Below are 24688 nucleotides of genomic sequence, written 5' to 3'. Positions count from 1 at the left end.
ATGGCAGTTTTACCTGGGCAAACTCCGGCGATCAGCGGTCAACGCGGGGTTCGTGGCACAATCGTGTGTATGCAAAATCGCACGGATGAATCACATACTCCCAGTGACTGGCCGATGAGCGACCGCCCCTGGACCAAGAACTACGACTCCCGTACACGTTCTGAGATTGGCCTGCCCGAAACTTCCATGAGCCACCTGATGGAGGGGGCAGTGCGCGAGGTTCCGCAACGCGTGGCCCTCGAATTTTTCGGCGCGACCACCACCTATGGTGAGTTGGGCGGACAGATCCAGCGTGTGGCCGAGGGCTTGCGTCAGGCTGGCGTGGTCGCCGGTGACCGCGTGGCGATCATTTTGCCCAATTGCCCGCAGCACATCGTGGCGTTCTACGCGGTCATTCGTCTGGGGGCCGTGGTGGTGGAGCACAATCCGCTCTACACCTCCCAAGAGTTGCGCCATATGTTCGAAGACCACCGTGCCAAGGCGGCCATCGTCTGGGATAAGGCGGCAGAGAACGTCACCTCGCTCCCCGCCGACGTGTGTCCCAAGCATATTTTCGCGGTCAACATGGTCGAGGCGATGCCCCTGCATATGCGCGCCGCCCTGAAACTGCCGATCAAACCGCTGCGTGCCTCCCGCGATCAGCTCACCGCCCCGGCACGCGGCACCAAACCGTGGAAGTCGTTGCTGAAGAACGAGCGCATCGATCGCGAGCACCCGCGTCCTACCGCGCACGACCTAGCGCTGTTGTTGTATACCTCGGGCACCACGGGCGCGCCCAAGGGCGTGATGCTGACCCATCGCAACCTCGAGGCCAACGCGCGCATGGGTGAGGAGTGGATTCAACCGGGTGAAGACGAGGTCATCTACTCGGTGCTGCCTCTCTTCCACGCCTATGGCATGACCTTGGGTCTGTCGATCGCGGCGATCTGCCGTGCCCGCCTGGTGATCTTCCCGACCGTAGACATCGACTTGATGATCAAGGCGATGAAGAAGACCATGCCCACGATCTTGCCGGCCGTGCCCCCGGTGTATCGGCGTCTGTTAGACGCCGCCGCCCAGCGAGGCATCTCGTTGGAGGGCGTGCGCTATGCGGTCTCGGGCGCGATGAACCTGCCGCCCGAGCTGGTGGCCGAGTGGGAAGAACAGTCCGGCGGTTACCTGGTCGAGGGTTACGGTCTCACCGAGTGCGCCCCGCTGGTCGCCTGCAACCCGCTCAACAGCACCCGCCGCGCCGGATCGATCGGCGTGCCCTTCCCCGACGTCGACATCCGCGTGGTGGATCCGGAGACTGAGAAGGACGTCCCGCTCGGCGCCGAGGGCGAGCTGTGGGTGCGCGGCCCGCAACGGTTCCGGGGATACTGGAAGCGCGAAGAAGAAACTCTCAAAACCATCACCCCTGATGGCTGGTTGCGCACCGGCGACATCGTGCGCTTGGATCACGACTACTTCCTCTACGTGGTGGATCGCATCAAGGAGGTCATCATCACCGGCGGCTTCAATGTCTCCCCGACCGAGGTCGAGGTGGCCCTGCGCGCCCATGACTCGGTGCAGGACGTCGCTGTGGTGGGCTTGCCGCGCAAGGGCGGGGGAGAGATGGTGGTCGCCGCCGTCATCCCTGCCGAGGGCCGTGCCGTCGATGAAGCTGAGTTGCGGGAATACTGTTACGGCCAAATCACCCGGTATAAAGTGCCGCGCAAGATCTTTGAGGTGGAGGACCTGCCGCGGTCGATGTTGGGCAAGACCCTGCGTCGCGAGGTGCGGCAGCGGCTGGAGGAGAAGTACGGCGAGCAGGCCTAGCGGTGTTGACGGGTGCTACCCCGATGCTGAAATATTAAGAAATGTTACATTGTGACGGTTTGCTCGTAGTAAATGTTGAGCTTTTTAACGTTTCTGCGGCGAAGTTAGCTTAGGCCGTGCGCACATGTTTCAATTGGAGAGCCTTAATCTGCGTGCGCGCGCGTGCCGCTCCAACCTTCAAGGCTTCACACTAGAAATTCAGCAGAAAGATTCATAGCCGTGAAAAAATTTCTTGCCACCCTGGCTGTAGCACCCCTCGCCCTCGGCCTGGCCGCCTGCTCCTCGTCGCAGACCTCCGGCGCTTCCGACGATAAGACCGTCAAGATCGGTATCGTCGGTGAAGACCCCGTCAACGACAAGCTCAAGGAAGTTGCTGCTGAAAAGGGCATTAACGTCGAGTACTCGGTCATGACCGATTACAACCAGCCCAACCCCGCCCTGAAGAGCGGCGACACCGATATGAACTGGTTCCAGCACATCGCCTACCTCGCTGACTACAACGTCAACGCAGACGATAAACTGAACATCGTTGGCCCCACCGTCATCTACCCGATGGCTCTGTTCTCCAAGAACCACAAGTCCCTGGGCGAGATCCCTGAGGGCGGTAACATCGCCATCCCCGACGACACCGTGAACGAGGCCCGCGCGCTACTTCTGCTGGAGGCTAACAACCTGGTGAAGTTCAAGAAGGACGTCAAGCAGCCTACCGTTGACGACGTCGACACCGAGAAATCCAAGGTGAAGATCACCCCGGTCAACGCTCAGCAGACCGTGACCTCCATGGAGTCCACCGACGGCGCCGTGATCAACAACGACTTCCTCAAGGACGCCGGCCTGAACCCCAAGGACGCCCTGGCTCAGGACGACCCCTCCAACGAGTACGCCAAGCCCTACGTGAACCTGTTCGTCTCGACCGATGAAAACAAGGACAACGAGACCTACAAGGAAGTCGTAGACATCTTCCACTCGCCTGAGGTTCAGGAAGTCGTCAAGCAGGAGACCGCCGGCACCGCCGTTGAGGTCAAGACCGACGTCAAGGAACTGCGTGACACCCTGAAGAAGACCGAAGAAGAAGCACGCAACAAGTAAAACTTTTTCGCGATGAAGCGGTGACCGTAGCGTTTGGTGCGCCCCCTCTGCCCGCAGAAAATCAGGCAGATCGAGCACGCCAGGTGCGGTCGCCGCTTCGTGGCGTCACAAAGCCCCACAGTACATTCAACGGGAGCGCTTTTATATGAGCATTGCAGCAACGACGACCGACCGCACCGCCGGCGAGAGCATGGTGGAACTGCACAACGTCGTCAAGGAATTTAAGGTCGGCGGGAACACCGTGCGCGCCGTGGACGATGTCAGCCTCGACATTCGCCGCGGTGAGATCTTTGCGATCATCGGATACTCCGGTGCCGGCAAGTCGACCCTGGTGCGCCTGATCAACGGTCTGGAAACCGTTTCGGAGGGCACCCTGACCGTCGACGGTTTTCAGATCTCTGGCCAGAGCGAGTCGGGCCTGCGCAAGGCCCGCACGAATATCGGCATGATCTTTCAGCAGTTCAACCTCATGAACTCGCGCACCGTGGCCGCCAACGTGGAATTCCCGCTGAAGATCGCCGGTTGGGACAAGGCCAAGCGCCGCGCCCGCGTGCAGGAAATGCTCGAGTTCGTGGGCCTGGGTGACAAGGCCAAGAACTACCCCGACCAGCTCTCGGGCGGCCAAAAGCAGCGCGTGGGTATCGCCCGTGCGTTGGCTACCTCGCCCTCACTGTTGCTGGCGGACGAGTCGACCTCGGCCCTCGACCCGGAGACCACCTCCGAGGTGTTGGAGCTGCTGAAGAAGGTCAACGAAGACCTCGGCATCACTGTCGTGGTCATCACCCACGAGATGGACGTCGTCTCCACCATCGCAGACCGCGTGGCCGTGATGGAGAAGGGCAAGGTCGTCGAGATGGGCAACGTCTACGACGTCTTCTCCAACCCGCAGACCGCCGTCGCCAAGCGCTTCGTCGCCACCACCGTCAAGCAGGCTCCCACCGACCACGAGGCGGCAGAGCTCAAACAGCGCCACCGGGGTTACCTGGTCAACATCGAAATCACTGAGGGTAATACCGGCATCGGCAAGGTGCTCTCGTACCTGGGTAACCGGGGCGTTCAGTTCAACATCGTTCAGGGCGGCCTGGAAACCCTGCAGGGCCAGAGCTACGGCAACCTGACCCTCGAACTGCTCGGCGAGGTCACCAGCGTCGACGCAGCCATCGCCGAACTCGGCACCGTAACCCGCGTGAAGGAGGTGCGCTAATGACCGCGCTCACCACAACCGGCGTGCTCACCGCCGCCAACGAGGTGGACTGGAATAAGTTCATCCCCACCAAGCTGCTCCCGGCGATCCAAGACACCCTGTACATGGTCTTCTGGACCATGCTCATCGCGGGTCTGTTGGGCCTGGTCATCGGCGCCCTGCTGTACACCACCCGCCAGGGCAACATCTTGGCCAACCGCCCCGTCAACATCTTCTTGAACGTGTTGGTGAACTTCGTTCGCCCGATTCCGTTCATTATCCTGCTGGCGGCCCTGGGCCCGTTGACCTCGGCGGTCGTGGGTACGCGCCTGGGCGTGAACGCGGCGATCTTCGCGATGAGCTTCGCGGCGACGTTCGCGATTGCCCGTATCGTTGAGCAGAACATGGTCTCGATCGACCCCGGCGTGGTCGAGGCGGCGCGCGCGATGGGTGCCTCGAAGGCGCGCATCCTCTTCACCGTGATGATCCCCGAGGCTCTGGGACCGTTGATCCTGGGTTACACCTTCCTCGTGATCGGCGTGGTCGATATGTCGGCGATGGCCGGATACGTGGGCGGTGGCGGCCTCGGTAAGGTCGCACTGGTCGACGGCTACCAGCGCTTCAACGATTACATCACCTGGGCCGTGGTGCTCATCATCATCGTTCTGGTGCAGCTGATTCAGTTGGTCGGCAACCTGCTGGCCCGCAAGGTCATGCGCCGCTAGGGCTTCGTAACCTTCGGTTGCAACGAAACCCGCCCGGTGGCGTCCTTTTCTCAGGACGCCACCGGGCGGGTTTTGTGTGTCTCCGTCGCCTTCTGCCGGTCGGGGAGGGGGGGACTTACTTCCGAGAGATCCAGGAGGAATCGTAGAAGTCGTCGTCATCGCGGCGGCGACCTCGGGCGAGGTCTTTCTCCAGCTGCCGGTCGGCGTAGTCGGTGGGGCGGATGACCGAGTCGTCATCGTCTTCCGGGGTGTAGACCGACATTGCCACCAGCACATAGAGGATTGCGGCGGCCAATAACAGGAGCATGGTGATCTCCGACCACATGGTGATGTAGTTCTGCAACACCACAGGGTCGCCGCCGCCGTACTTCTCGGGGATGACCGCGATCGTGATCACGCCGCAGATGACGCCGGCCAGCACCAGCGCGTGGCCCACCCAGAACCAGCGCGCCCGGCGGGGGCGCACCTTTGGGCGGCGTAACCGTAGCGGGGAGATGAAGGGCTCGGGTTCCGGCTTCGGTTCGGGCTCCTGCCAAAACTCGCGGTAGTACTCGCGTTCTTCGGCGCTCATCTCGTCAAAGCGCAGGCCGTATTTACCGCTGGGCTGGCGCTTGGGGGCTTCGTGCTCAGCCATCGCTACCATCGGCCTGTGCTGCCCGGGCCGCCTCGACCCAGCGGGTGATCTGTGCGCGGAACTCGGGGTCTTCGAAGGAGTCGAAGTAACCGTTGCCCTCCGGGCGGCTCTCGGCTTCGCTGTCGGTCAGGATCATGGTCACAGTTCCCGCCGACTGGGCCGCGGTGGCTCCCGCTACCGAATCCTCGAAGGTGAGCGCGCGCTCGGGGGTGCCGCCGAGCTCCTGCACGGCCTTGAGGTACATGTCGGGGGCTGGTTTGGGGTCCTCGACGTCGTCGGCCGAAACCTGGGTGGTTACATACTGTTGGTAACCGTAGTTGCTGAGCTTGAATTCCAGGGTCTCGCGGTCTGAGTTGGAAGCCACGGCCACCGGCAACACGGTAGCCAGCTGCTCCATGACGTCCTTGGCGCCGGGGATCAGCTCGATACCGCTGGCGAAGATCTCACCGGCCACGGTGCGCAACTTGGTATCGACGATCTGTTCTTGTCCGCGTTTGGTTGCGTCGGGGGCGTCGGCGCCGACGAGGGCCTCGACGAACACCCGCCGCACCTGGTCGGTGGAGGAGCCGTGCAGAGCTTCGGCCAGTTCGTCGCTCCAGGTCAGATCGAGGTCTCGGGCGACGATCTGCTGGGCCTTGCGCCAGAGCGATTCGGAGTCGAGGAGGATGCCGTCGCAGTCGAAGACGACGCTGGTGGGAAACCAATCGGAGGCTACGGAGGTAGTGAACATGGTTTCATTCTTTCACAGGTGCATTTGCGATAATGGGTGACGATGACTTCTTATGACAACACCCCGCCCTGCCCGCCTCCCTCAGACGCCGCTGCCGCAAAGAACTCCGGCGCCGCACAGATCATCCCGCCGGCGCGCGTGGTGTTGGTGCGGCACGGGCAGACCGACTGGAACGCCGAACACCGCTTTCAAGGGCAGACCGATATCCCGCTCAACGACACCGGGCGTCAGCAGGCCCAGTTGGCCGCCGAGAACCTCACCGCCTACGCCGAGCAGGTGCGTGCCGAAGACCCCGAGTTCCGTTGGGATTCTGTGGTGACCTCTCCGTTGTCCCGGGCCAACGAGACCGGTGCGATCATCGCCGAGGCGTTGGGCCTGAGCGTGGACGGCACCTACGACGGCATGAAAGAACGCTTCTTCGGGACCGCCGAAGGCGTGCAGGTCACCCGCGACAACTGGCAGTCGATGGACGAACACTTCGAGAACATCGAGCCGATGGAACAGCTCCGCGCCCGCGGGGTGGCGGCGTTGAACACCGCGCTGACCGAACACCGCGGTCAGAACCTGATCATCGTGGCGCACGGAATGTGGATCGCGCAGGTCTTGGAGGAGCTGACTGGTGAAACCCACGCGATCCCCCAGAACGCCGCGGTCACCGAGTTGCCCCTGCACCTTTTACAGCACGAAACCAGCGAGGACTAAACCATGACTACTCCCGATATGACCGGCAGCCTGACCCTGATCCGCCACGGCCAGACCGAGTGGAACCGCAACCGGCTGATGCAGGGGTCCTCCGACATTCCGCTCAACGACACCGGACGCCAACAGGCGGTGGAAACGGGGCAGCGCCTGGCGGAGCTCGGCCTGGGCTTCGACGTGTTGGTCTCCTCGCCGCTGGTGCGCGCCGCCGAGACCGCGCAGATCGTGGGCCAGCAATTGGGTCTGGAGGTCGCCGGCACTTACGAGGGCCTGGTTGAACGGCACTACGGCGAGGCGGAAGGTCTGGACATCTCGGTAGAGGCCCGCGCCGAACCCGACGCCTTCTACTCCGGGGTGGAATCCGAGCGTAGCGTGTACGTGCGCGGGGTGCAGACTCTCCGCGAGATCGTCGAAGAGTACCCGGGAAAGCGCATCATCGCGGTCTCCCATGGCTCGTTGATTCGCCGCGTACTCACCGCCTCCCACGGCAAAGAATGGGCAACCCCGGTTCCCAACGCGCAACCGCTGGAGATTCCGCTGGAAGGCCTCTTCGCCTGGCGCGAGGAGGACGAACCGTGCCTACGCGGCAAGCGCTAGGAGAGCGGGCGTCCGGCTGGCGGGTGCTGGGGTGGACGCTGGGCGCGCTCTACCTGTTAGCGGTGGGGTTCATCGTCTTTTGGCCGACCCACGTCGATGACAACTCTTCCGGGCAGTGGCTGCGCCATCTCTTGGCCCACGGTCACGCGACGGGTACCCTACCGCATTGGTTCACCTACACGACCATCGAGTGGGGCACGAACGTGGCGATGTTCGTACCGGGTGGGTTCTTGGCCTGCTTGCTCGTGCGGCCCCGTGTGCGAATATGGGTGCTCGCGTGGGGTGTGCTGGCCTCGTGTGTTATTGAGTGTGTTCAGCTGTTTTTGCCAGACCGGACGTCCTCGTTATGGGATATCGCCGCAAATTCGCTGGGAGCCGCCTTGGGATGGGGGCTGGGTATGGCGGTGGTCCGTCTGAACCGGTGCGATCAACGGGATCTGGGTATGCGGTAAGCTGTGGGTTGAGTGCGTTTTTGCATTGACGAAACCACACAAACCCACATAACATCAAGAGTGCAAGTATGCGTACTCCCCCTTACCCCTTTAACAGTCCAAGGTGATGAGCCACTTATGTTCGCTGAAGAACGTCGCGCTGAAATCGCGAAGCTCGTAGCGTCTGCGCGCCGCGTCAACGGTGCCGAGTTAGCGCGCCGCTACGAGGTAACGATGGAAACCGTGCGTCGAGACCTTGCTGCCCTCGAAGCTGAGGGCAAGCTACGTCGCGTGCACGGCGGAGCGGTCACGGTGGAGCAATCGACCTCCGTCGAATCCTCCATCGCCCTCCGACAAAACCTCAATACTCCCGAGAAACAACGGATCGCCCTCAAAGCCTACGAATTGCTCCGCGATTCAGACGTGGGCGCGGTGGTCCTCGACGCCGGAACCACCATCGAGATCCTCGCCGACCGCATCGCCGCCGACGACTTCTCGCTGAAGTCCGGCGCCGATCGCCTGATTATTACCCACGCCCTACACATCGCCGTGAAGCTCGCCGAAGCCGACGGGATCGTCCTGGATCTCGTGGGTGGCACCCTGCGCAAGATGACCTGGGCCGCCATCGGCGCGCGAGCCGCCGAACACTTCGCCTCCATCAGGCCCGACGTCGCGTTCATCGGCGTCAACGGTCTCGACGCCGAATTCGGCCTCAGCACCCCGGGGTTGAACGAGGCGATCGTCAAGACCGCCATCGTCAAATCGGCCCGTCGCGTGGTTCTGCTGTGCGACTCGGCCAAGTTCGGCCGCGAATCTCTGGTTCGCTTCGCCGATCTCGAAGATATTGACACCCTTATTACCGACAAGGCCCCCGAAGGCGAACTCGCCGCGGCCCTGGAAGAATCAAACGTAGAGGTTCTGATCGCATGATTGTTACGCTGACCGCCAACCCCAGTATGGATCGTACGGTCGAACTGCCCTCCGAGATCAAGCGGGGCTCGGTGATGCGCGCGAACCGGGCCGTCCAAGACCCCGGTGGCAAGGGCGTGAACATCGCCCGCGCCCTGCAGGTCTCCGGCTTCGACACCGTAGCGGTTTTGCCCGGTGACGACGAAGACGCCGTGCTCGCCTGCCTCGCCGAAGAAGGCGTGCGCTACACCAACATGGCAGTGGGCGCCCCGATCCGCTCGAACATCACTATCGTCGAGCCCGACGGCACCACCACCAAGATCAACGCCCCCGGCGAACCGCTGGACGTCGCTGCCCAACAACAGCTGACCCGTCTGCTGATCAACGAAACCAACGGGGCCAGCTGGCTGGTACTCGCCGGCTCCCTGCCCTTCGGCGTGCAGAGCGACTACTACTCCGTGGTAGGCCGCGCCATCCGTGAGGCGCTGGGGGAGCGGGCACCGCTGATCGCCGTGGATACCTCCGGCAACGCACTGCGGGACGCCGTCAACGGCCAAGACGGTATGCCCAACCTCATCAAGCCCAACGCCGAAGAGCTCGCCGAGCTCGTGGGCCGCCCCGACTCGTGGGAAGAGCTCGAAGGCAACGTAGACCTCACCGCCCGCACCTCGGCCGAACTGGTAGAGCGCGGCATCGACACCGTGCTGGCTACCCTCGGTGGCGAAGGCGCGGTACTGGTGACACGAGAGGGCGCCTGGCACGCCAAGCACGCACCGGTGAAGGTGCGTAGCACCGTCGGCGCCGGGGACTGCTCTCTGGCCGGTTACCTGATCGCCCACGAGCAGGGCAAGTCTGCGCCCGAATGCCTTGTGCAGGCAGTGGCCCACGGTTCCGCCGCGGCATCGTTGCCGGGAACCCAGGTTCCTGTCCTCTCAACAACCCACCCCGAGATGGTCACGGTTACCCAACTCTCGATATAGCATTACCTCTAATTATCTCCGTCGGGTAGCGCCACTTGTCGCCTCGATGAAGAATCACCAGCGGAAGGGCCGTTATGCCCTCCGGGAAGGGGAGAGCACATGGCTTCTCTCATTAACACCCAGCTTGTCAGCCTCGACGAGAACCTCGGCTCCTCACGTTTCGACGTCATCCGTCATCTCGCGGAAAAGATCACCGCTGCCGGACGCGCCACCGACGTCGAGGAGCTCTACGCGGCCGCGCACGCGCGCGAGTCGAAGACCGACACCGGCATTCCCGGCGGCATCGCGATCCCGCACTGCCGCTCGGCAGCGGTGACCGAACCGACCCTGGCCATGGCGCGCCCCAACCCCGGCGTGGACTTTGGCGCCAAGGACGGCCCGGCAGACCTCATCTTCTTCATCGCCGCACCCGAAGGTGCCGACCAGTCGCACCTGAAGATCCTCTCGACCATGGCGCGCTCGCTCATGAAGAAGCAGTTCACCACTGCTCTGCGCGAGGCATCCACCGAGGGCGAGGTTGTTGACCTGATCAACCAGGCGCTGGGCGTGAAGACCGAACCGCACGCCGCCGAGGCAAACGCGGCGTCCTCGGCAGGTGCTACCGCCGGTGCGGCAAGCTCCGTTGCCGTCGGCTCCGTTGCCGACTCGGCCGCTGAGACCCGCGAGAGCTCATCGGAGGCCGCACGCGCCACCGGCGCTCAGGGTGGCGCTCGCAAGAAGATCGTCGCCGTGACTTCCTGCCCCACCGGCATCGCCCACACCTACATGGCTGCCGACGGGCTGAAGTACGCCGCCGAAGAGCTCGGGTACGACTACAAGGTTGAACCGCAGGGTTCGGCCGGTGGCGACAAGCTCACCGCCGCCGACATCGCCGAGGCAGACGCCGTCGTCTTCGCGGTGGGTGTGCCCGTGCGCGACCGCGAACGCTTCGCCGGCAAGCCCTACGTTGAAGGCCCCGTCAAGCGCGGCATCGACGACCCCAAGCAGATGATTCAGGACGCCCTCGCCGAGGCCGAGAACCCGAACGGCAAGCGCGTCGCGGCCGGCTCCGGAATCTCTTCCGCGGAATCCGTGGATGAGAACGCAGGCTGGGGTACCCGCATCTACAAGGCGCTGATGACCGGTGTCTCGTACATGATCCCCTTCGTGGCAGCCGGCGGCATCATCCTCGCTATTGGCTTCATGCTCGAAGCGATCACCATGCCCAACCTCGGCCAGGTTGACCCCGCGGCCGTGCTGGAAGGCAAGACCCTCTGGAACCTGCAGGGCACCCCGATGAGCCTCTACCTGGGTGCGGCGTTGCACACCATCGGTGGATTCGGTCTGTCGCTCATGGTTCCCGCACTGGCCGCCTACATTGCCTACGGCCTGGCCCAGCGTCCGGGTATCGCACCGGGCTTCATTGCCGGTTCGGTAGCTGTGCTGACCAACGGCGGCTTCCTCGGCGGTATCGTCGCCGGTCTGCTCGCCGGTCTCTGCGCACACTGGCTCTCATTGCCGAAGATGCCGCGCTGGCTGGCGTCCATGATGCCTGTGGTGGTCACCCCGTTGATCGCCACCCTCTTCGCCGGCGGGCTGATGTTCTTCGTGCTCGGCGGCCCGATCGCCTGGATCATGAACGGCCTGCAGGGCTGGCTGACCTCGATGTCCGGCACCTCGGCGGTGCTTCTGGGCATCATCCTGGGCCTGATGATGGGCTTCGACCTGGGTGGCCCGGTCAACAAGGCCGCCTACCTCTTTGCCACCGCCGGTCTTTCTGCCGGCACCGAGGCTAACAAGCAGATCATGGCCGCCGTCATCATCGCCGGTATGGTTCCGCCGCTGGCCATGGCGCTGGCTACCCTGATTCGTCCTCGCCTGTTCTCGCCGATGGAGCGCGAAAACGGCAAGGCCGCCTGGTTGCTGGGTGCCTCCTTCATCTCTGAAGGCGCCATCCCCTTCGCCACCGCAGACCCGCTGCGCGTGATCCCCTCGTCGATGATCGGTGCGGCCGTAGCCGGCGCCATCTCGATGGGAGCCGGTGTGGCTTCCCCGGCGCCGCACGGTGGCGTCTGGGTGATCGCGCTGATGGAGAACTGGCCCATGTTCATCGTGGCGGTTCTGGCCGGTACCGTGGTCTCCGCGCTGACCTACGTGGTGCTCAAGTCGCTGACCGGAGCCAAGCACCGCGACGGCGTGGCCACTGAGGCCCACGACTCGAAGGTAGCCACCGAGCAGGCCGCCGTCGCCCGCTAGAATAGACCACCTGCATCAGAGAAATGTTGCGTTAGGGATTAAGGAAGATTCATGACTGTATACAACGGTGTTGGCGTTTACGCCGGTCGCGTGATCGGCGAGGTGCTGCAGATGCCCGAGCCCATCAAGGAACCCAAGCCGGGCTTGAAGCTGGCCGAGGGTGAGACCGCCGAGTCTGCCGCGGAACGCATCCAGTTCGCGGCAGAGGCCGTGAAAGCAAACCTGCTGGAACGCGCCGAGAACGCTAGCCGCGATGGCAAGGCCGTGTTGAAGTCGACCTCGCAGATGGCCACCGACCGCGCGTTGCTCAAGGGCGCGAAGAAGCTGGTGGAGTCGCAGAACATGGCTCCCGAGCGCGCGATCTGGGAGGCTGCCTCCGACTTCGCTGCGCAGATGGAGGCCCTGGGCGGATACATGGCCGAGCGCGTGACCGACATTCACGACGTGCGCGCCCGCATCGTCGCCGAGCTGACCGGTCAGCAGGCGCCGGGCATCCCCGTCCATGACAAGCCCTTCATCCTGGCAGCCGTGGACCTCGCTCCGGCGGATACCGCGACCCTGAACCCCGAAGAGGTCATCGCGCTGATCACCTCCGACGGCGGCCCGCAGGCGCACACCGCCATCCTGGCCCGCGGTCTGGGTCTTCCCGCCATCGTCGCCGCCAAGGGCGTGACCGAGATCGAGAACGGCACCCGCGTGTACATCGACTCCAACGAGGGCATCATCGATACCGAACCGTCGGTGGAGCAGGAAGAGGCCGCGCACAAGTACGCGAACCGTCAGCCGCTGCCCGAGTTCGACGGCAAGGGCATGCTCGCCGACGGCTTCGAGGTTCCCCTCTACGCCAATGTGGGCGACGGCAAGTCCGCCGAGAAGGCAGCCGGCCTGAAGGCCGAGGGCGTGGGCCTATTGCGTACGGAATTCGGTTTCTTGGGCAACGACACCGAACCCTCGGTGGAGACCCAGGCCGAGACGTACAAGTCGGTCTTCGACGCGTTCCCCGGTCAGCACATCGTGGTTCGTACCCTGGACGCCGGCGCCGACAAGCCCCTGCCGTTCCTCAACGTGAAGGAAGAGGAGAACCCGGCTCTGGGCGTGCGTGGCTTCCGCACCGACTGGACCGTTCCCGGCGTATTGGCCCGTCAGCTGCAGGCCATCAAGCAGGCTTCGGACGGCTCCGACGCAGACATCTGGGTCATGGCACCGATGATCTCGACCACCTCTGAGGCGCGTACTTTCAAGAATATGCTCGACGAGGTGGGCCTGAAGACCCACGGCGTGATGGTGGAAACCCCCGCCGCCGTGGTGAACTCCGAGGCGATCCTCGGCGAGGTGGACTTCGTCTCCATCGGCACCAACGACCTGACTCAGTACACCATGGCCGCCGACCGTCTGTTGGGCGACCTGGCTCACCTGAACAACCCGTGGCAGCCGGCAGTGCTGAAGATGATCAAGCTGACCGTTGAGGGTGCTCAGCGTGCCTCCGAGACTCACGGCACCAAGAAGTACGTCTCGGTCTGCGGTGAGGCTGCGGCTGACCCTGCTCTGGCCGTGGTGCTGGTGGGTCTGGGCGTCGACACCCTGTCGATGAACGCCGGCGCGATTGCGGCGGTCTCTGCCGTGCTCAAGTCGGTCACTCGCGAGCAGGCTCAGGAGATCGCTCAGCTGGTGCTCGCTGAGATTTCGTCGGCCGAGGCGAAGGCTACCGCGCGCAAGCATCTGCCGATCCTCGACGAGCTCGGACTGTAATCGGGGTTATCAAAACCGCCGTTTCCTCGCGGTTCAGACTGTAGAGGTGCGATAATGGCACCGGGTATGAATTAGACTCGTAGTGGAAACAAACAGGTTCCCCTACACGATCAAGGAGATAACTATGGCAGAACGTATTGCCACCATCGCCAGCCGCGTTGGCCTCCACGCACGTCCGGCAGCGATCTTCGCTGAGGCTGCAGGCGACCTTCCCGTTGAGGTCACCATCGCCGCTGAGGGCGAGCCCGCCGATGAGGCCATGGACGCAGCTTCGATCCTCTCGCTGATGTCTCTGGGCGCTAAGCACGGTGACCGTGTTGTACTGCGCGCCGAGGGCGAAGGCGCAGACGAGGCTCTGGATTCGCTGGTGAAGATCCTCGAGACCGACCACGATTCTGAGTAATCTCGGCGTTTAGTCGTTTCGCAAAACCCCGTTGCCCGGTTGGGCGGCGGGGTTTTCGCGTGTGTGGGGCCGCTTGTGGGGCGGCCTTTCGGCGGGCACGGTCCCGAACACGTGCCCACCCCCACCTGCCCTTTTCGGGCCAGGAACTGTATTCGTTCCCGCGGGGTCGCTAAACTGATATTCGATAGAAATCTATGCGGCGCGATCAGAAACGCGCCCGGTGGAAGATGAGGCCCTTGCGAGAATTTAAAGCACGCTTTGCTACTGAACAAGAGATCGCTCAGTGGGACGAGCACGTCACCGCCAACCCGAACGGCGGCAACCTGTTGCAGTCGGCGTCCTTCGCCTCGGTGAAGGCCAAGCACGGTTGGAAGCCGCTCTACCTCGTCTACGAGGGCAACACCGTCGTTGAGGGCGAGACCCGCGATTTCGCCAGCTACAACTTGGTTCTCGAGAAGTCCGTGCCGGGCCTGGGCAAGGTCTGGTACATGATCAAGGGCCCCGACGTCTACGACATCGAAGACATCCCCGCGATTATGGACGCCAACAAGGCCTTCATCGACGACAACAAGCTGGGCGTGTTCCTGGTCAAGATCGAGCCCGACATCATCGCCGACGACCAGACCCAGGCGTTCCTGGCGAAGACCGGCCTGAAGAAGTCTTTCAACATCCAGCCCAACGACTCCACCGCGGTTCTCGCCACCGACAAGAGCGAGGACGAAGTGCTGAAGTCGCTGCACTCGCGTGGACGCAACGCGGTGCGTCGTTCCGCCCGTGAGGGTTGCGTGGTCGAGCGTGTTGAGCTGACCGAAGAGAACATGAAGAAGATGTACGCGCTCATGGACACCGTGGGCCAGGGCAACGCGAACGTCAACCTGCGCTCCTACGACTACTACCGCGATTTCTGGACCACCTTCGCCAAGGCCGGTCAGGGTCGCCTGTACTTCACCTACGAAGACGGTGAGCCGTCGGTGGGCGCTTACGTGATCAACTACGGTAACAAGGGCACCTACAAGGACGGCGGTTCCAAGCCCCGTCGCAAGCAGTACGGTGACTCGCACCAGGTGCAGTGGACCGCGTTGACGGACCTCATGAAGGAACACCACATCGTCTCCTACGACTTCTGCGGTACTCCTCCGAAGGATCAGCTGAAGAACAAGGATCACCACTACTACGGTCTGGGCCTGTTCAAGACCTCGTTCACCAAGAACGTGATCGACTACGTGGGCGTGTGGGATCAGGTGCTCTCGCCGGCGAAGTACCAGGTGTGGAACCGCCTGGCGGAGAAGGTGCAACGAGGACTGTGGGTTCGTAAGACCGGCCAGCCGTTCTATTAAAATTCGCGGCTGGTTCTCACCTCGGCGTCAGCCAAGGTGACTAGTCTGATGAAAGGTTGCCCCGGTTCGATTCTCGATTCGAACCGGGGCATAACAACAGGTCAAGACCGGAAAGGGCGGCGTATCGGTGAAGACGACGGAGAACACCCTCCAGCAGAAGGCGTACCCTTCTGCCTCTGCCTTCGATACGGCCGCGACCTCTGCTCAGGACGCGGCGCCCTCCTCGGCCTTCGGCGCCACCGTGGCGTTGCCCCAAGCGCCAACAACCTCGGCACCGACATCCCCGGTGTCTCCAGTGTCAACACCTTCGGCTGGAACGCCCCAAACCACATCCCAGCCCGCCGCGCCAAAGGGTAGCTCACCCCAGCACGGCGCAGCGTTGAACAGTACGGTCCAGAACGGCGCGCCCCAGCAGAACGCAGCGCAGAAGAGCCCATTCCAGAACAGCGCCACGCAACCGTTCGCGCCGCAGTCAGACCCCTTCGGTCAGCCCATCACTGTGACCCAGCCGAAGACCTCGGGCGCGCCCACGACCACCGTCGCCCCCGCCACGGGCACAGTCTACGAGCACACCCCGGCGGGTCTGTTGCCGCGGCTGACACCTACGGATCATGCCCCGGGTGGCGCGGCGACTCCTGAGAGCGCCAGCCCCTTCGGCCCTGATACAACTGCTGAGCAGGTTCAGGCTCCGAAGCAAGAACCCCCTGCCGCCACCAGCCCGTTTGAGCCGGCCGCCGAACCGCAGTCTGCGCCGCCACTGACGTCCCTCATGCCGGTGGTGACCCCGGCCGTCGAGGTGAAACCGGGCGTGCAGCAGGCGCAGTACCCTTCAGCGGATTCTGCGGCGTCGGTGCCCAAGGCGGCCCCCGGACCGCGCAAGTCGAGCCCCCGCTGGATGCGCTCGTCGATCAAGTCGTTTGTGCACGCCGATCAGTCGCTCACCAAGCCCATGCGTGGTTTGGCGCGTCTGTCGCAACGCCAGTTCACGTTCACCAAGCAGGCCCGGGAGCGCGAGGCCTATGTGCGCGAGAAGGAGCAGGCCCGCGAGATCCTGAATTTCTCGCTGCGCCTGGCCGAGACGATGTTCCACTACGGCGCCGATACGGTGGACGTAGACTCTGCGATCGTGACCGTCTGCGCCGCCTACGGTCTGGACGACGTCGAGGTTGATATCACCAACCAGTCGGTGCTCATCAACTACGTCTCCGACATCGACACCGTGGACGATTCGACCCGCGTGATGACCACCATCGGCGGCGACGAAACGGAGCAGAAAGAAGAGCGCTTCAGCCATACCGTGATGCGCGTGGTGCGCTCGTGGTCGGAGAACTACACGGCTCTCGGCGACATCTACAAGCTGATCTACGACATCACGAGCAAGGGCCTGCCGCGGCATAAGGCGGAGCGCCGCCTGCACCAGATCAACACCGCCCGTAAGCCCTATTCGCCGTTGGTTCTGATGCTGGCGAATATGGCGACGGCGAGCTTCATCACGATGGGTATCGGCGGTTCGCTTTCGGCGGGTATCGCCGCCGGTCTGGTGTTCTTGCTGATCTACTTTGTGGATCAGATGATCACGCGCCTGAAGATGCCGAGCTTCTTCCACATGGCGGCCGGCGCGGGCGTGGTGACGTTCGCGGCGATCTATATGTCTGATCCGCACTCGATTTTCGCGAAGGCCGGCATCGTGGTGGCCGCCCCGCACATCGTGGCGGCGGGTCTGATCATGTTGCTCCCGACGTCCCGCCTAGTTTCTACGGTGCAGGACGCCCTCAACGGCTTCCCGCTCACGGCGGCGGGTAAGTTCGTCTCCACGGGGATGTCTTTCTTGGGCATCGTGGTGGGGCTGGCCTCTGCTGTGGCGGCGTTGAGCGTGTTAGGTGTGCCGGAGCTGGATATCACCGCGACGGTGTTTGAGCCGCCGAATATCTGGGTGAACTACGTATTCATGGTGGGCGCCTCGGTGGCGACCGCCGTGACATTGCACGCCCGCTGGCAGAACCTGCTGTGGGTGGTGTTGATTTCTACCTGCGGTATCTGGGCGTATAACTGGTTCACGATGCTCTTCGGCCCCGGCGCGGGGCGAGCCAACACGGCCGTGGGCGCGCTGGTGCTCGGTCTGATCGCCACGTACCTGGCGTACAAGTTGAACGCCCCGGCGGCGATTTTCTACGTGCCCGGGTTGACCTTCTTGCTACCTGGTTTGTCTATATTCCGTGGCTTGTATATGTTCACGGTGGAATCTACCGCCACCGGTGTGCCCGGCATGGTGACCGCGGTGGGCGTGGTGCTGTCGATGGCCTCCGGCGTGGTCTTAGGCAACTACGTGATGCAGTATCTGATTCAGCGCTTCCTCGCCCCGAAGAACGACGAGACTCCCATGACGGCCCAGATTCAGGCGCTGGATCGGTAACAGATGCCCCTGAATCAGGGCAGTTATCCTTCAGCCTCAGCTGTTGAACCCGTCGCCGGAGCCCGAACAGCTAAGTCCGGCGTCAGGAATACTCTTCGCGAGTTTGTGGCGGCCCCGCAGGCGGCCACCGTGCCGGTGCGCGGTGTGGCGCGAGTGGCGCAGCGTCAGTTCGTGATGGCAGCCCAGCTGAATCACGAGCGCTTCGTGACCCGCAAAGAAGAGGCACGCGAGGTGTTGCACTTCGTGGTGCGTCTGGGCGATACGATGTTCCGCTACGGGGCAGACACGATGGATATCGAGTCGGCGATCGTGGCCGTGTGCTCCGCCTATGGGTTGCAGGGTGTGGAAGTCAACATCACCAGCCAGGCGATGACGGTCAACTACGTCTCCGATATCGAGGTCGACGAAGAGAACAAGTTCTTGTACGCAGCCTTTGGTGCGCGCACTTCTGAGAACTTCAGCCACACGGTGGTGCGCGTGGTGCGTTCATGGTCAGAGAACTATGCCGCCCTGGCCCAGGTGTACAAACTAATCCACGAGATCACCGAGAAAGATATGACCCGCCGCGGGGCCGAGCGTCGCTTGCAACAGATTAATGCGAGCAAGAAGAAATATCCGCCCGGCGTGATTTTCGCGTTCAACCTGCTCATGGCGGTCTCCTTCACCCTGGGCATTGGTGGGAGCGTACGCGCGGCGGCCGTGGCCTTTTTTACCTTCATCGGGGTGCACTTCGCGATGCGGTGGGTGGGCGCTCTGAAACTGCCCGGGTTCTTCTCGATGATGGCCGGCGGCGCGATGATCACCGCGGTGGCGGTACTGGTCAGTCACCAGGATTCGATCTTCGACGACATGGGGTTCATCGTTTCGGGCCCACACATCGTGGGCGCCGGATTGATTATGCTCATGCCCACCGCCTCGCTGTTCTCGGCGGCCCAAGACGCGATGACGGGTTACCCGTTGACGGCGGCGGGCAAACTGGTGACCACCGGGATCGGCTTCTTGGGGTTGGTGTCTGGCATCGCGTCGGCGCTGACAGTCACCGGTCACCTGTACGCGGCGTCCATGGACGTGCAGCAGGCCGTGTTCAACCCGCCGCCGCTGTGGCTGAACATCGCGGGCATGGCGATGGGATCGGTGATGGTTGCCGCGACCACCCAGGGCGGTTGGCGGACGCTGGTCACGGTCGCGTTGGTCTCGGTGTGCGGGCAGGGCGCGTACTACGGGCTGAGCGCGATGACGGGCGTGGCGCCGGGCAAGTTCAACACGGCGCTCGGCGCGTTCACGGTGGGTGCGCTGGCGGCTCTGCTGGCTTATCTGCGGCGGGCACCGCAGTCCATTGTTGCGGTGCCGGGCATCATGTTTCTGCTACCGGGGCTGACGGTGTTCCGCGGCCTCTACTCGCTGTTGGTCGACGGCAACGGGCCGGAGGCCTATACCAGCCTGTACGCGGCGGCCTCGAATATCGTGGCGATGACGGCGGGCGTGGTGATGGGCATCTGGCTGATGATGTTCACCATTCAGCAGGTGCGTGCGGTCTTTAGCTCAGGGCCCAGTTCACGGGAGCGGCGCCCTGTTGTTCCAAGAGTTCGTTGACGCGGGAGAACGGGCGGCTGCCGAAGAAACCGCGCGAGGCCGAGAGCGGCGAGGGGTGTGCAGACTCCACGCAGGGGTAGTCGCCGAGGAGCGCCTTGGCGTTGCGGGCGTCCCTGCCCCAGAGCAGGCCGACCAGCGGGGTGCCGCGTGCGGCCAGGGCCTGGATGGCGCAGGTGGTCACAGCCTCCCAGCCGCGGTTGCGGTGCGAGCCGGCGTTGCCCGCGCCCACCGAAAGCACCCGGTTCATGAGCATCACGCCTTCGTCGGCCCAGGCAGAGAGGTCGCCGTGGTCAGGGGCGGCAATGCCGAGGTCTGCGTGGAGTTCCTTATAGATGTTCTGCAACGAGCGGGGGATGGGCCGGACGTCGGGGCGCACCGAGAACGAGAGGCCCATCGCGTGCCCCGGGGTGGGGTAGGGGTCTTGGCCGATGATGAGCACCTTGACCTCGGCCATGGGGCGTTTGAACGCGTTGAAGATGTCGGTGGCCGGCGGCAGGGTGTGGCGGCCGGCGGCGTGTTCGGCGCGCAGAAAGTCGCCCATGGCGCGGATGTTCGGTTCGACCGGGGCTAGCGCCTGCGCCCAGTCGTCGGCCATGACGGTGTTCAACGGTTGTGCGGGCACGGGCTCTCCTGAGACTCGAAGGCAGGTACGTGCACTAGGATATCGTGAGCGGTGAGATCGCATCGTAGAGAGAGGAGCCGGCGATGGAGCGAAGCGACAGCGAAGAACACCCCGGGCAGCGGTCTCGGCTGACCGAGGTAGAGGCCGGTATTCTCTCGATCGAGAAGCGGCAGTGGAAGTATCCGGGCACCAAGGAGCAGGCGATCCGCGCCGAGCTGAATATGGCCCCGATTACCTACTATCAGCGGTTGAACCAGATGATCGACGACCCGAGGATTATCGCCGCCGAGCCCGCGCTCACCCGTCGGCTGCGTGATTTTCGAGACCAATAGCGCACGCAGCATCGCGCGTGTGTACCCTAGACATGAATACCCCCTGCCACCGATGGAGAGATACGTGAACGAGTACCCTCGCGATGAGTTCGATGACGTACCCGAAGACTCTTCACGCCGCGGCGTGTATCGCGGTAAGGTGGTCAACCCGCGGGCGAGCATGAAGGGCCTGTGGGCCATTCTCGCCGCGGGCACTCTGGCGTTGCTGGTGGGCACGGTGATGTTTGTGGTGCAGCCGCGCACCCTCGCTCCGGACGCCGGCCTCAACTCGCCCGGCAACAAGTCGGCCAACGAGTGGGCGGGTAACGGCCAGCCCTCCGCTTCGCATCAGCCCAAGGACCCTTCGGAGGAGGTCACGGTGCAGGTCTTCAACGGTGGCACGACCCCGGCGGTGGCGAACCAGGTGCAACAGGTTTTGAAGCAGCGCGGTTTTCAGGTGAAGCCGGTCAAGCCCTGGGACGGCCACGCGTTGAGCTCGTCGGTGGCGTATTACTCGAACGGTTTCGTGGGTGAAGCCGGCGCGTTGGCCGACGACATCGGCGTGCCGTATATCGACTCCGACAACGAGGCAAAGACGGACGTGTACGTGGTGCTCGGCCCCGATTACCTAGGCGTGGACGAGGCTCGTGCGGCGGCCGCTTCGGCCTCGGCGACTCCCTCGGACGCGGCGTCCTCCGCGCCGGCGTCCAGCGCGCCCGCTCAGTGATCGAGTGAGCTGATCCGAGATCTGTTCGGGTCGCTGCGGGCCCTCTTGGCGTGAGCGCTCGCTCCGCTGTGCGCGATTAAACCCTCTCGGTGCTAAAAAGGTTTGCAACGGCGTGAGCCAAGTGTAAAAATTGAGTTAGCACTCTCGGCGCCATACTGCTAAATCGTAGTGCTAGGTTTGGCGGGGCGTTGAGGGAAACACTTTCCTTTCGCAGGTGAGGCGTTGCGTTGCCGTGCAGAACGCGGTGGCGAGGGCGTCGTCCGTCGCGGGCATCGGCGAGAGAAAACAACTCTTAGTCCAGGAGGGATTAAGCTCATATGGCAAAGCTTATTGCTTTTGATGAAGAAGCACGCCGCGGTCTGGAGAAGGGTCTCAACACCCTGGCAGACGCGGTCAAGGTAACTCTCGGCCCCCGTGGTCGCAACGTTGTGCTGGAGAAGGCTTGGGGCGCTCCCACCATCACCAACGACGGTGTGTCCATCGCTAAGGAAATCGAACTCGAGGATCCTTACGAGAAGATCGGCGCCGAGCTGGTCAAGGAAGTCGCCAAGAAGACTGACGACGTTGCCGGTGACGGCACCACCACCGCAACCGTGCTGGCTCAGGCACTGGTTCGCGAAGGCCTGCGCAACGTTGCCGCTGGCGCTGACCCCCTCTCGCTCAAGCGCGGTATCGAGAAGGCCGTTGAGGCCGTGACCGCCGAGCTGCTGAGCTCCGCTAAGGAAGTCGAGACCGAAGAAGAGATCGCGGCTACCGCATCTATCTCGGCTGGCGACAAGGAGATCGGTAAGCTGATCGCCGAGGCCATGGAGAAGGTCGGCAAGGAAGGCGTTATCACCGTCGAGGAGTCCAACACCTTCGGCCTCGAGCTGGAGCTGACCGAGGGTATGCGCTTCGACAAGGGTTTCCTCTCCGGTTACTTCGTGACCGACGCTGACCGCCAGGAAGCTGTGCTCGAGGATCCCTACATCCTCGTGGTGAACTCCAAGATCTCGAACGTGAAGGACCTGGTTCCGGTTCTCGAGAAGGTCATGCAGTCGGGCAAGCCCCTGCTGATCATCGCCGAGGACGTCGAGGGCGAGGCTCTGGCTCTGCTGGTGCTGAACAAGATGCGTGGCTCCATCAAGTCGGTTGCCGTGAAGGCTCCCGGTTTCGGTGACCGCCGCAAGGCTCAGATGGCAGACATCGCTATTCTGACCGGCGGCCAGGTGATCACCGAAGAGATGGGTCTCTCGCTGGAGCAGGCAAACCTGGATCTGCTGGGTTCGGCTCGCAAGGTTGTTGTGACCAAGGACGAAACTACCATCATCGAGGGCGCTGGCGACCAGGCCGCTATCGAGGGTCGCGTGGCTCAGATCCGCGGCGAGATCGCTAACTCCGATTCGGATTACGACCGCGAGAAGCTGCAGGAGCGCCTGGCTAAGCTGGCCGGCGGTGTGGCAGTGCTCAAGGCAGGTGCCGCTACCGAGGTTGAGCTGAAGGAGCGCAAGCACCGTATTGAGGACGCCGTGCGTAACGCTAAGGCTGCCGTTGAAGAGGGCATCGTTGCCGGCGGTGGCGTGGCCCTGATTCAGGCTGGCGCTAAGGCATTCCAGTCGCTGCAGCTGGAGGGTGACGAGGCTACCGGTGCGAACATCGTTCAGGTTGCTATCGACGCTCCGCTGAAGCAGATCGCTCAGAACGCTGGCCTGGAGCCGGGCGTTGTGGTCTCGAAGGTTCGCGAACTGCCCGAGGGCACCGGTCTGAACGCCGCTACCGGCGAGTACGAAGACCTGATGGCCGCTGGCATTAACGACCCGGTGAAGGTGACCCGCTCTGCTCTGCAGAACGCCGCTTCGATCGCCGGTCTGTTCTTGACCACCGAGGCTGTTGTTGCCGACAAGCCCGAGCCGGCTGGCGCTAACCCCGCCGCAGGCATGGACCCGGGCATGGGCGGCATGATGTAAATGAGCAAGAATTTTCCGCGTCAGCGGGAGTAAAAATTCTTGCGAATCCGAGATGAGTTTGCGAAGCGTAGCGAGCAAATCATCGAGGTGCGGAGGTTGGGGCGCCCGCGCAGCGGGTGCCCCTCTCCAGCTCAGACATTAAGACGAGGACGCCGCACCCCGGCTTGGCGAGAACTCAAGGGTTTTCGTGGAGCTAGGGTGCGGCGTCTTTCTGCGTTGTTAGGACCTTGCGTTCCGGGATTCTTCCACGCGCTCGATCAACCCGACCACGTTCGAACGGGTGCGCTCGATTCTCTCTTCGACCGAGAGTGATTCGTCCATCTGCCGGATGCCTTCGGGTTTCTTCTTGCCGGTGACGTAGGCGGTGCAGTCGAGGTCGGTGCAGATGTAGGTGCCGAGGCTGCCGTAGTTGTCTTGGGATGATTTCGAGGTGGGTATCGAGAACATCGAGACACCGGTGGATGAGTGCAGCGTGAGGCAGAACTGGCACATGCGGGCCCCGCCTTTGGTCGGGGCCTTTTTGCGTGTCATCACGAGGCCGCGGACTCCCGAGGAGGTCTCGGCGACGAGGTATGCCTTCTGCGGTGATTTGGGGTCTGACCAGGCGAGAAAGATCCGCTCTTCCGTATCGGCGTTGAGCACTTCTTTGGGAATGTTAATTCTTTGGGCCGCACCTTTGGTGCAGTTGACGAAGCTTTTGCGCAGGGTTGATTCGCTGACGGGGCGCATGGGTATATACCTTTCGAGGGTCCCCAATGATGGGGTATGAGGTGAATAGATAGACCGTTGGAGGGAGACTTCACCGAGATTGTTTCTGGGCAGGGTTGACCCCTGATGGGTGAAGTTCTCGCTAGATGTGAGCGCGGCTCACCGGTGGTCTATCTATTGCTTGCTTGCATGGAGCAGACGACCTCCTGTCGCCCTCGCGGGCTCTTGAAACGTTCAAGGTACAGAGCCATGGTATCTGATCTGGCGGCGTTGTTAGTTATGCTCGTGCGTGGTCGCGGGGCGAGCGACGTCCCCGCGCGGATGGCCGAGAAGATGTTGCAGCTGGGCGGGGTGAGCGTGCCGGGTGAGGGTGAAACCCGCGAGAACCGCCTCGAGGCCCTTGGCGCGCTGCTGGGCATGACGATGGGGCACCGGGGTCGGTGTGGCTCACTCGGTGTCGGGTGTTTCAGGACGCCTGCCGCTGGCCGTGGAGTCGGCGTTGGCTGGGGGAGCGGCGATGGTCGCCGCCGACGTGCCCATGGCGCTGACCGGGGTCTCTGACCCCAAGACCTGGGGCGTGCAGGATTGGCTGAGCGACGCTATTCCGCACGCGGTATATGGTGCTATGGTCGCGGGGATTATTCGCAAGGGTCTCTAGGGGTTGTCTCGTGAGAGGCGTGGGTTCTTGATAGTTCCTTCATCGCGTTGCGCATAACCCTGTCGCAGGTATGAGTCCCGACATGCGCGACGTGCTGTAGTGCCTCGTAGTGCAGATACCTATTGCGTGGGTTTACTATCCGACTGGAGGTAGCGTTATACGGTGCCTTCACATTGAGCGCTTCTAGCTGGCACGGCCGCTGTTATGAACTA

The 24688-nt window shown here is 63.1% G+C and carries 24 protein-coding genes; 19 read left to right on the top strand and 5 right to left on the bottom strand.

Going from position 1 to position 24688, the window contains the following annotated elements; all coding sequences use genetic code 11:
- Window positions 1-69 precede the first annotated feature (69 nt).
- The 4 genes from VVR12_RS05665 to VVR12_RS05650 all read left to right on the top strand — a co-directional run bounded on the left by VVR12_RS05665 (window position 70) and on the right by VVR12_RS05650 (window position 4794).
- The gene (locus tag VVR12_RS05665) at window positions 70-1797 is read left to right on the top strand and encodes a long-chain-fatty-acid--CoA ligase (RefSeq protein ID WP_368550196.1); all 1728 of its coding nucleotides are present in this window, start codon (window positions 70-72) and stop codon (window positions 1795-1797) included.
- Between the two features lie 219 nt (window positions 1798-2016).
- Window positions 2017-2886 (top strand): MetQ/NlpA family ABC transporter substrate-binding protein, encoded by an 870-nt coding sequence (locus VVR12_RS05660; RefSeq protein WP_368550195.1) that lies wholly within the window; start codon window positions 2017-2019, stop codon window positions 2884-2886.
- A gap of 145 nt (window positions 2887-3031) precedes the next feature.
- On the top strand, window positions 3032-4090 hold the full coding sequence (locus tag VVR12_RS05655; RefSeq protein ID WP_409349884.1) for a methionine ABC transporter ATP-binding protein: 1059 nt from the start codon (window positions 3032-3034) through the stop codon (window positions 4088-4090).
- Complete coding sequence (locus VVR12_RS05650; protein ID WP_368550194.1) at window positions 4090-4794, top strand: methionine ABC transporter permease; 705 nt, start codon at window positions 4090-4092, stop codon at window positions 4792-4794. Before VVR12_RS05655 ends, VVR12_RS05650 begins: the two co-directional genes overlap by 1 nt.
- Window positions 4795-4909: 115 nt before the next feature.
- Here VVR12_RS05650 and VVR12_RS05645 read toward each other — a convergent pair whose 3' ends face one another.
- Both VVR12_RS05645 and VVR12_RS05640 read right to left on the bottom strand, forming a co-directional pair.
- Entirely contained in the window at window positions 4910-5428 is a 519-nt protein-coding gene (locus tag VVR12_RS05645) for a hypothetical protein (RefSeq protein ID WP_368550193.1), read from the bottom strand.
- Window positions 5421-6158 carry an HAD family hydrolase gene (locus VVR12_RS05640; RefSeq protein WP_368550192.1) on the bottom strand — a complete coding sequence of 246 codons (738 nt, stop codon included), beginning with the start codon at window positions 6156-6158 and terminating at the stop codon, window positions 5421-5423. Before VVR12_RS05640 ends, VVR12_RS05645 begins: the two co-directional genes overlap by 8 nt.
- A 42-nt stretch (window positions 6159-6200) precedes the next feature.
- Here VVR12_RS05640 and VVR12_RS05635 point away from each other — a divergent pair, with 42 nt between their 5' ends.
- From VVR12_RS05635 to VVR12_RS05585, 11 genes are all read left to right on the top strand, one after another.
- Window positions 6201-6860 (top strand): histidine phosphatase family protein, encoded by a 660-nt coding sequence (locus tag VVR12_RS05635; protein WP_368550191.1) that lies wholly within the window; start codon window positions 6201-6203, stop codon window positions 6858-6860.
- Window positions 6861-6863: 3 nt separating this feature from the next.
- Entirely contained in the window at window positions 6864-7454 is a 591-nt protein-coding gene (locus VVR12_RS05630; RefSeq protein WP_368550190.1) for a histidine phosphatase family protein, read from the top strand.
- Window positions 7433-7906 (top strand): VanZ family protein, encoded by a 474-nt coding sequence (locus VVR12_RS05625; protein WP_368550189.1) that lies wholly within the window; start codon window positions 7433-7435, stop codon window positions 7904-7906. The genes VVR12_RS05630 and VVR12_RS05625 overlap by 22 nt, the downstream gene beginning before the upstream one ends.
- A gap of 117 nt (window positions 7907-8023) precedes the next feature.
- Window positions 8024-8815: a DeoR/GlpR family DNA-binding transcription regulator gene (locus VVR12_RS05620; RefSeq protein WP_368550188.1), complete on the top strand. Its 792-nt coding sequence runs from the start codon at window positions 8024-8026 to the stop codon at window positions 8813-8815.
- Entirely contained in the window at window positions 8812-9774 is a 963-nt protein-coding gene (locus tag VVR12_RS05615) for a 1-phosphofructokinase family hexose kinase (protein ID WP_368550187.1), read from the top strand. The genes VVR12_RS05620 and VVR12_RS05615 overlap by 4 nt, the downstream gene beginning before the upstream one ends.
- Window positions 9775-9873: 99 nt before the next feature.
- On the top strand, window positions 9874-12009 hold the full coding sequence (locus tag VVR12_RS05610) for a fructose-specific PTS transporter subunit EIIC (RefSeq protein ID WP_368550186.1): 2136 nt from the start codon (window positions 9874-9876) through the stop codon (window positions 12007-12009).
- Between the two features lie 51 nt (window positions 12010-12060).
- A complete protein-coding gene (ptsP, locus tag VVR12_RS05605) occupies window positions 12061-13758 on the top strand; it encodes a phosphoenolpyruvate--protein phosphotransferase (protein ID WP_368550185.1) in 1698 nt (565 codons plus the stop codon).
- Between the two features lie 124 nt (window positions 13759-13882).
- The gene (locus VVR12_RS05600; RefSeq protein ID WP_368550184.1) at window positions 13883-14161 is read left to right on the top strand and encodes an HPr family phosphocarrier protein; all 279 of its coding nucleotides are present in this window, start codon (window positions 13883-13885) and stop codon (window positions 14159-14161) included.
- 236 nt (window positions 14162-14397) lie between these two features.
- Entirely contained in the window at window positions 14398-15498 is a 1101-nt protein-coding gene (locus VVR12_RS05595; protein ID WP_368550183.1) for a lipid II:glycine glycyltransferase FemX, read from the top strand.
- Window positions 15499-15625: 127 nt separating this feature from the next.
- On the top strand, window positions 15626-17911 hold the full coding sequence (locus VVR12_RS05590; protein WP_368550182.1) for a threonine/serine exporter family protein: 2286 nt from the start codon (window positions 15626-15628) through the stop codon (window positions 17909-17911).
- 3 nt (window positions 17912-17914) lie between these two features.
- Window positions 17915-19504, top strand: a complete 1590-nt coding sequence (locus VVR12_RS05585; protein WP_368550181.1) for a threonine/serine exporter ThrE family protein — start codon at window positions 17915-17917, stop codon at window positions 19502-19504.
- Here the strand turns inward: VVR12_RS05585 and VVR12_RS05580 are convergent.
- The gene (locus VVR12_RS05580; protein ID WP_368550482.1) at window positions 19449-20099 is read right to left on the bottom strand and encodes a uracil-DNA glycosylase; all 651 of its coding nucleotides are present in this window, start codon (window positions 20097-20099) and stop codon (window positions 19449-19451) included. The two genes, VVR12_RS05585 and VVR12_RS05580, sit on opposite strands and share 56 nt — an antisense overlap.
- Window positions 20100-20209: 110 nt before the next feature.
- On the opposite strand from VVR12_RS05580, the gene VVR12_RS05575 reads away from it, so the two are divergent.
- The 3 genes from VVR12_RS05575 to groL all read left to right on the top strand — a co-directional run bounded on the left by VVR12_RS05575 (window position 20210) and on the right by groL (window position 23110).
- On the top strand, window positions 20210-20458 hold the full coding sequence (locus VVR12_RS05575) for a DUF3263 domain-containing protein (RefSeq protein WP_368550180.1): 249 nt from the start codon (window positions 20210-20212) through the stop codon (window positions 20456-20458).
- 64 nt (window positions 20459-20522) lie between these two features.
- The gene (locus tag VVR12_RS05570; RefSeq protein ID WP_368550179.1) at window positions 20523-21164 is read left to right on the top strand and encodes a LytR C-terminal domain-containing protein; all 642 of its coding nucleotides are present in this window, start codon (window positions 20523-20525) and stop codon (window positions 21162-21164) included.
- 317 nt (window positions 21165-21481) lie between these two features.
- On the top strand, window positions 21482-23110 hold the full coding sequence (gene groL / locus VVR12_RS05565) for a chaperonin GroEL (protein WP_368550178.1): 1629 nt from the start codon (window positions 21482-21484) through the stop codon (window positions 23108-23110).
- Between the two features lie 219 nt (window positions 23111-23329).
- Here groL and VVR12_RS05560 read toward each other — a convergent pair whose 3' ends face one another.
- Window positions 23330-23839 (bottom strand): FBP domain-containing protein, encoded by a 510-nt coding sequence (locus VVR12_RS05560; protein ID WP_368550177.1) that lies wholly within the window; start codon window positions 23837-23839, stop codon window positions 23330-23332.
- 252 nt (window positions 23840-24091) lie between these two features.
- Window positions 24092-24250 carry a hypothetical protein gene (locus VVR12_RS05555; protein ID WP_368550176.1) on the bottom strand — a complete coding sequence of 53 codons (159 nt, stop codon included), beginning with the start codon at window positions 24248-24250 and terminating at the stop codon, window positions 24092-24094.
- Window positions 24251-24260: 10 nt separating this feature from the next.
- Between VVR12_RS05555 and VVR12_RS05550 the strand changes: the two genes are divergently transcribed.
- Window positions 24261-24476, top strand: coding sequence for a hypothetical protein (locus VVR12_RS05550; protein ID WP_368550175.1), 216 nt, complete (start codon window positions 24261-24263; stop codon window positions 24474-24476).
- The last annotated feature ends 212 nt before the right edge of the window (window positions 24477-24688 follow it).

Source organism: Rothia sp. LK2588 (genome assembly GCF_040946465.1).
Taxonomy (GTDB): Bacteria; Actinomycetota; Actinomycetes; order Actinomycetales; family Micrococcaceae; genus Rothia.
This window is presented reverse-complemented; position numbering and strand designations above follow the sequence as displayed.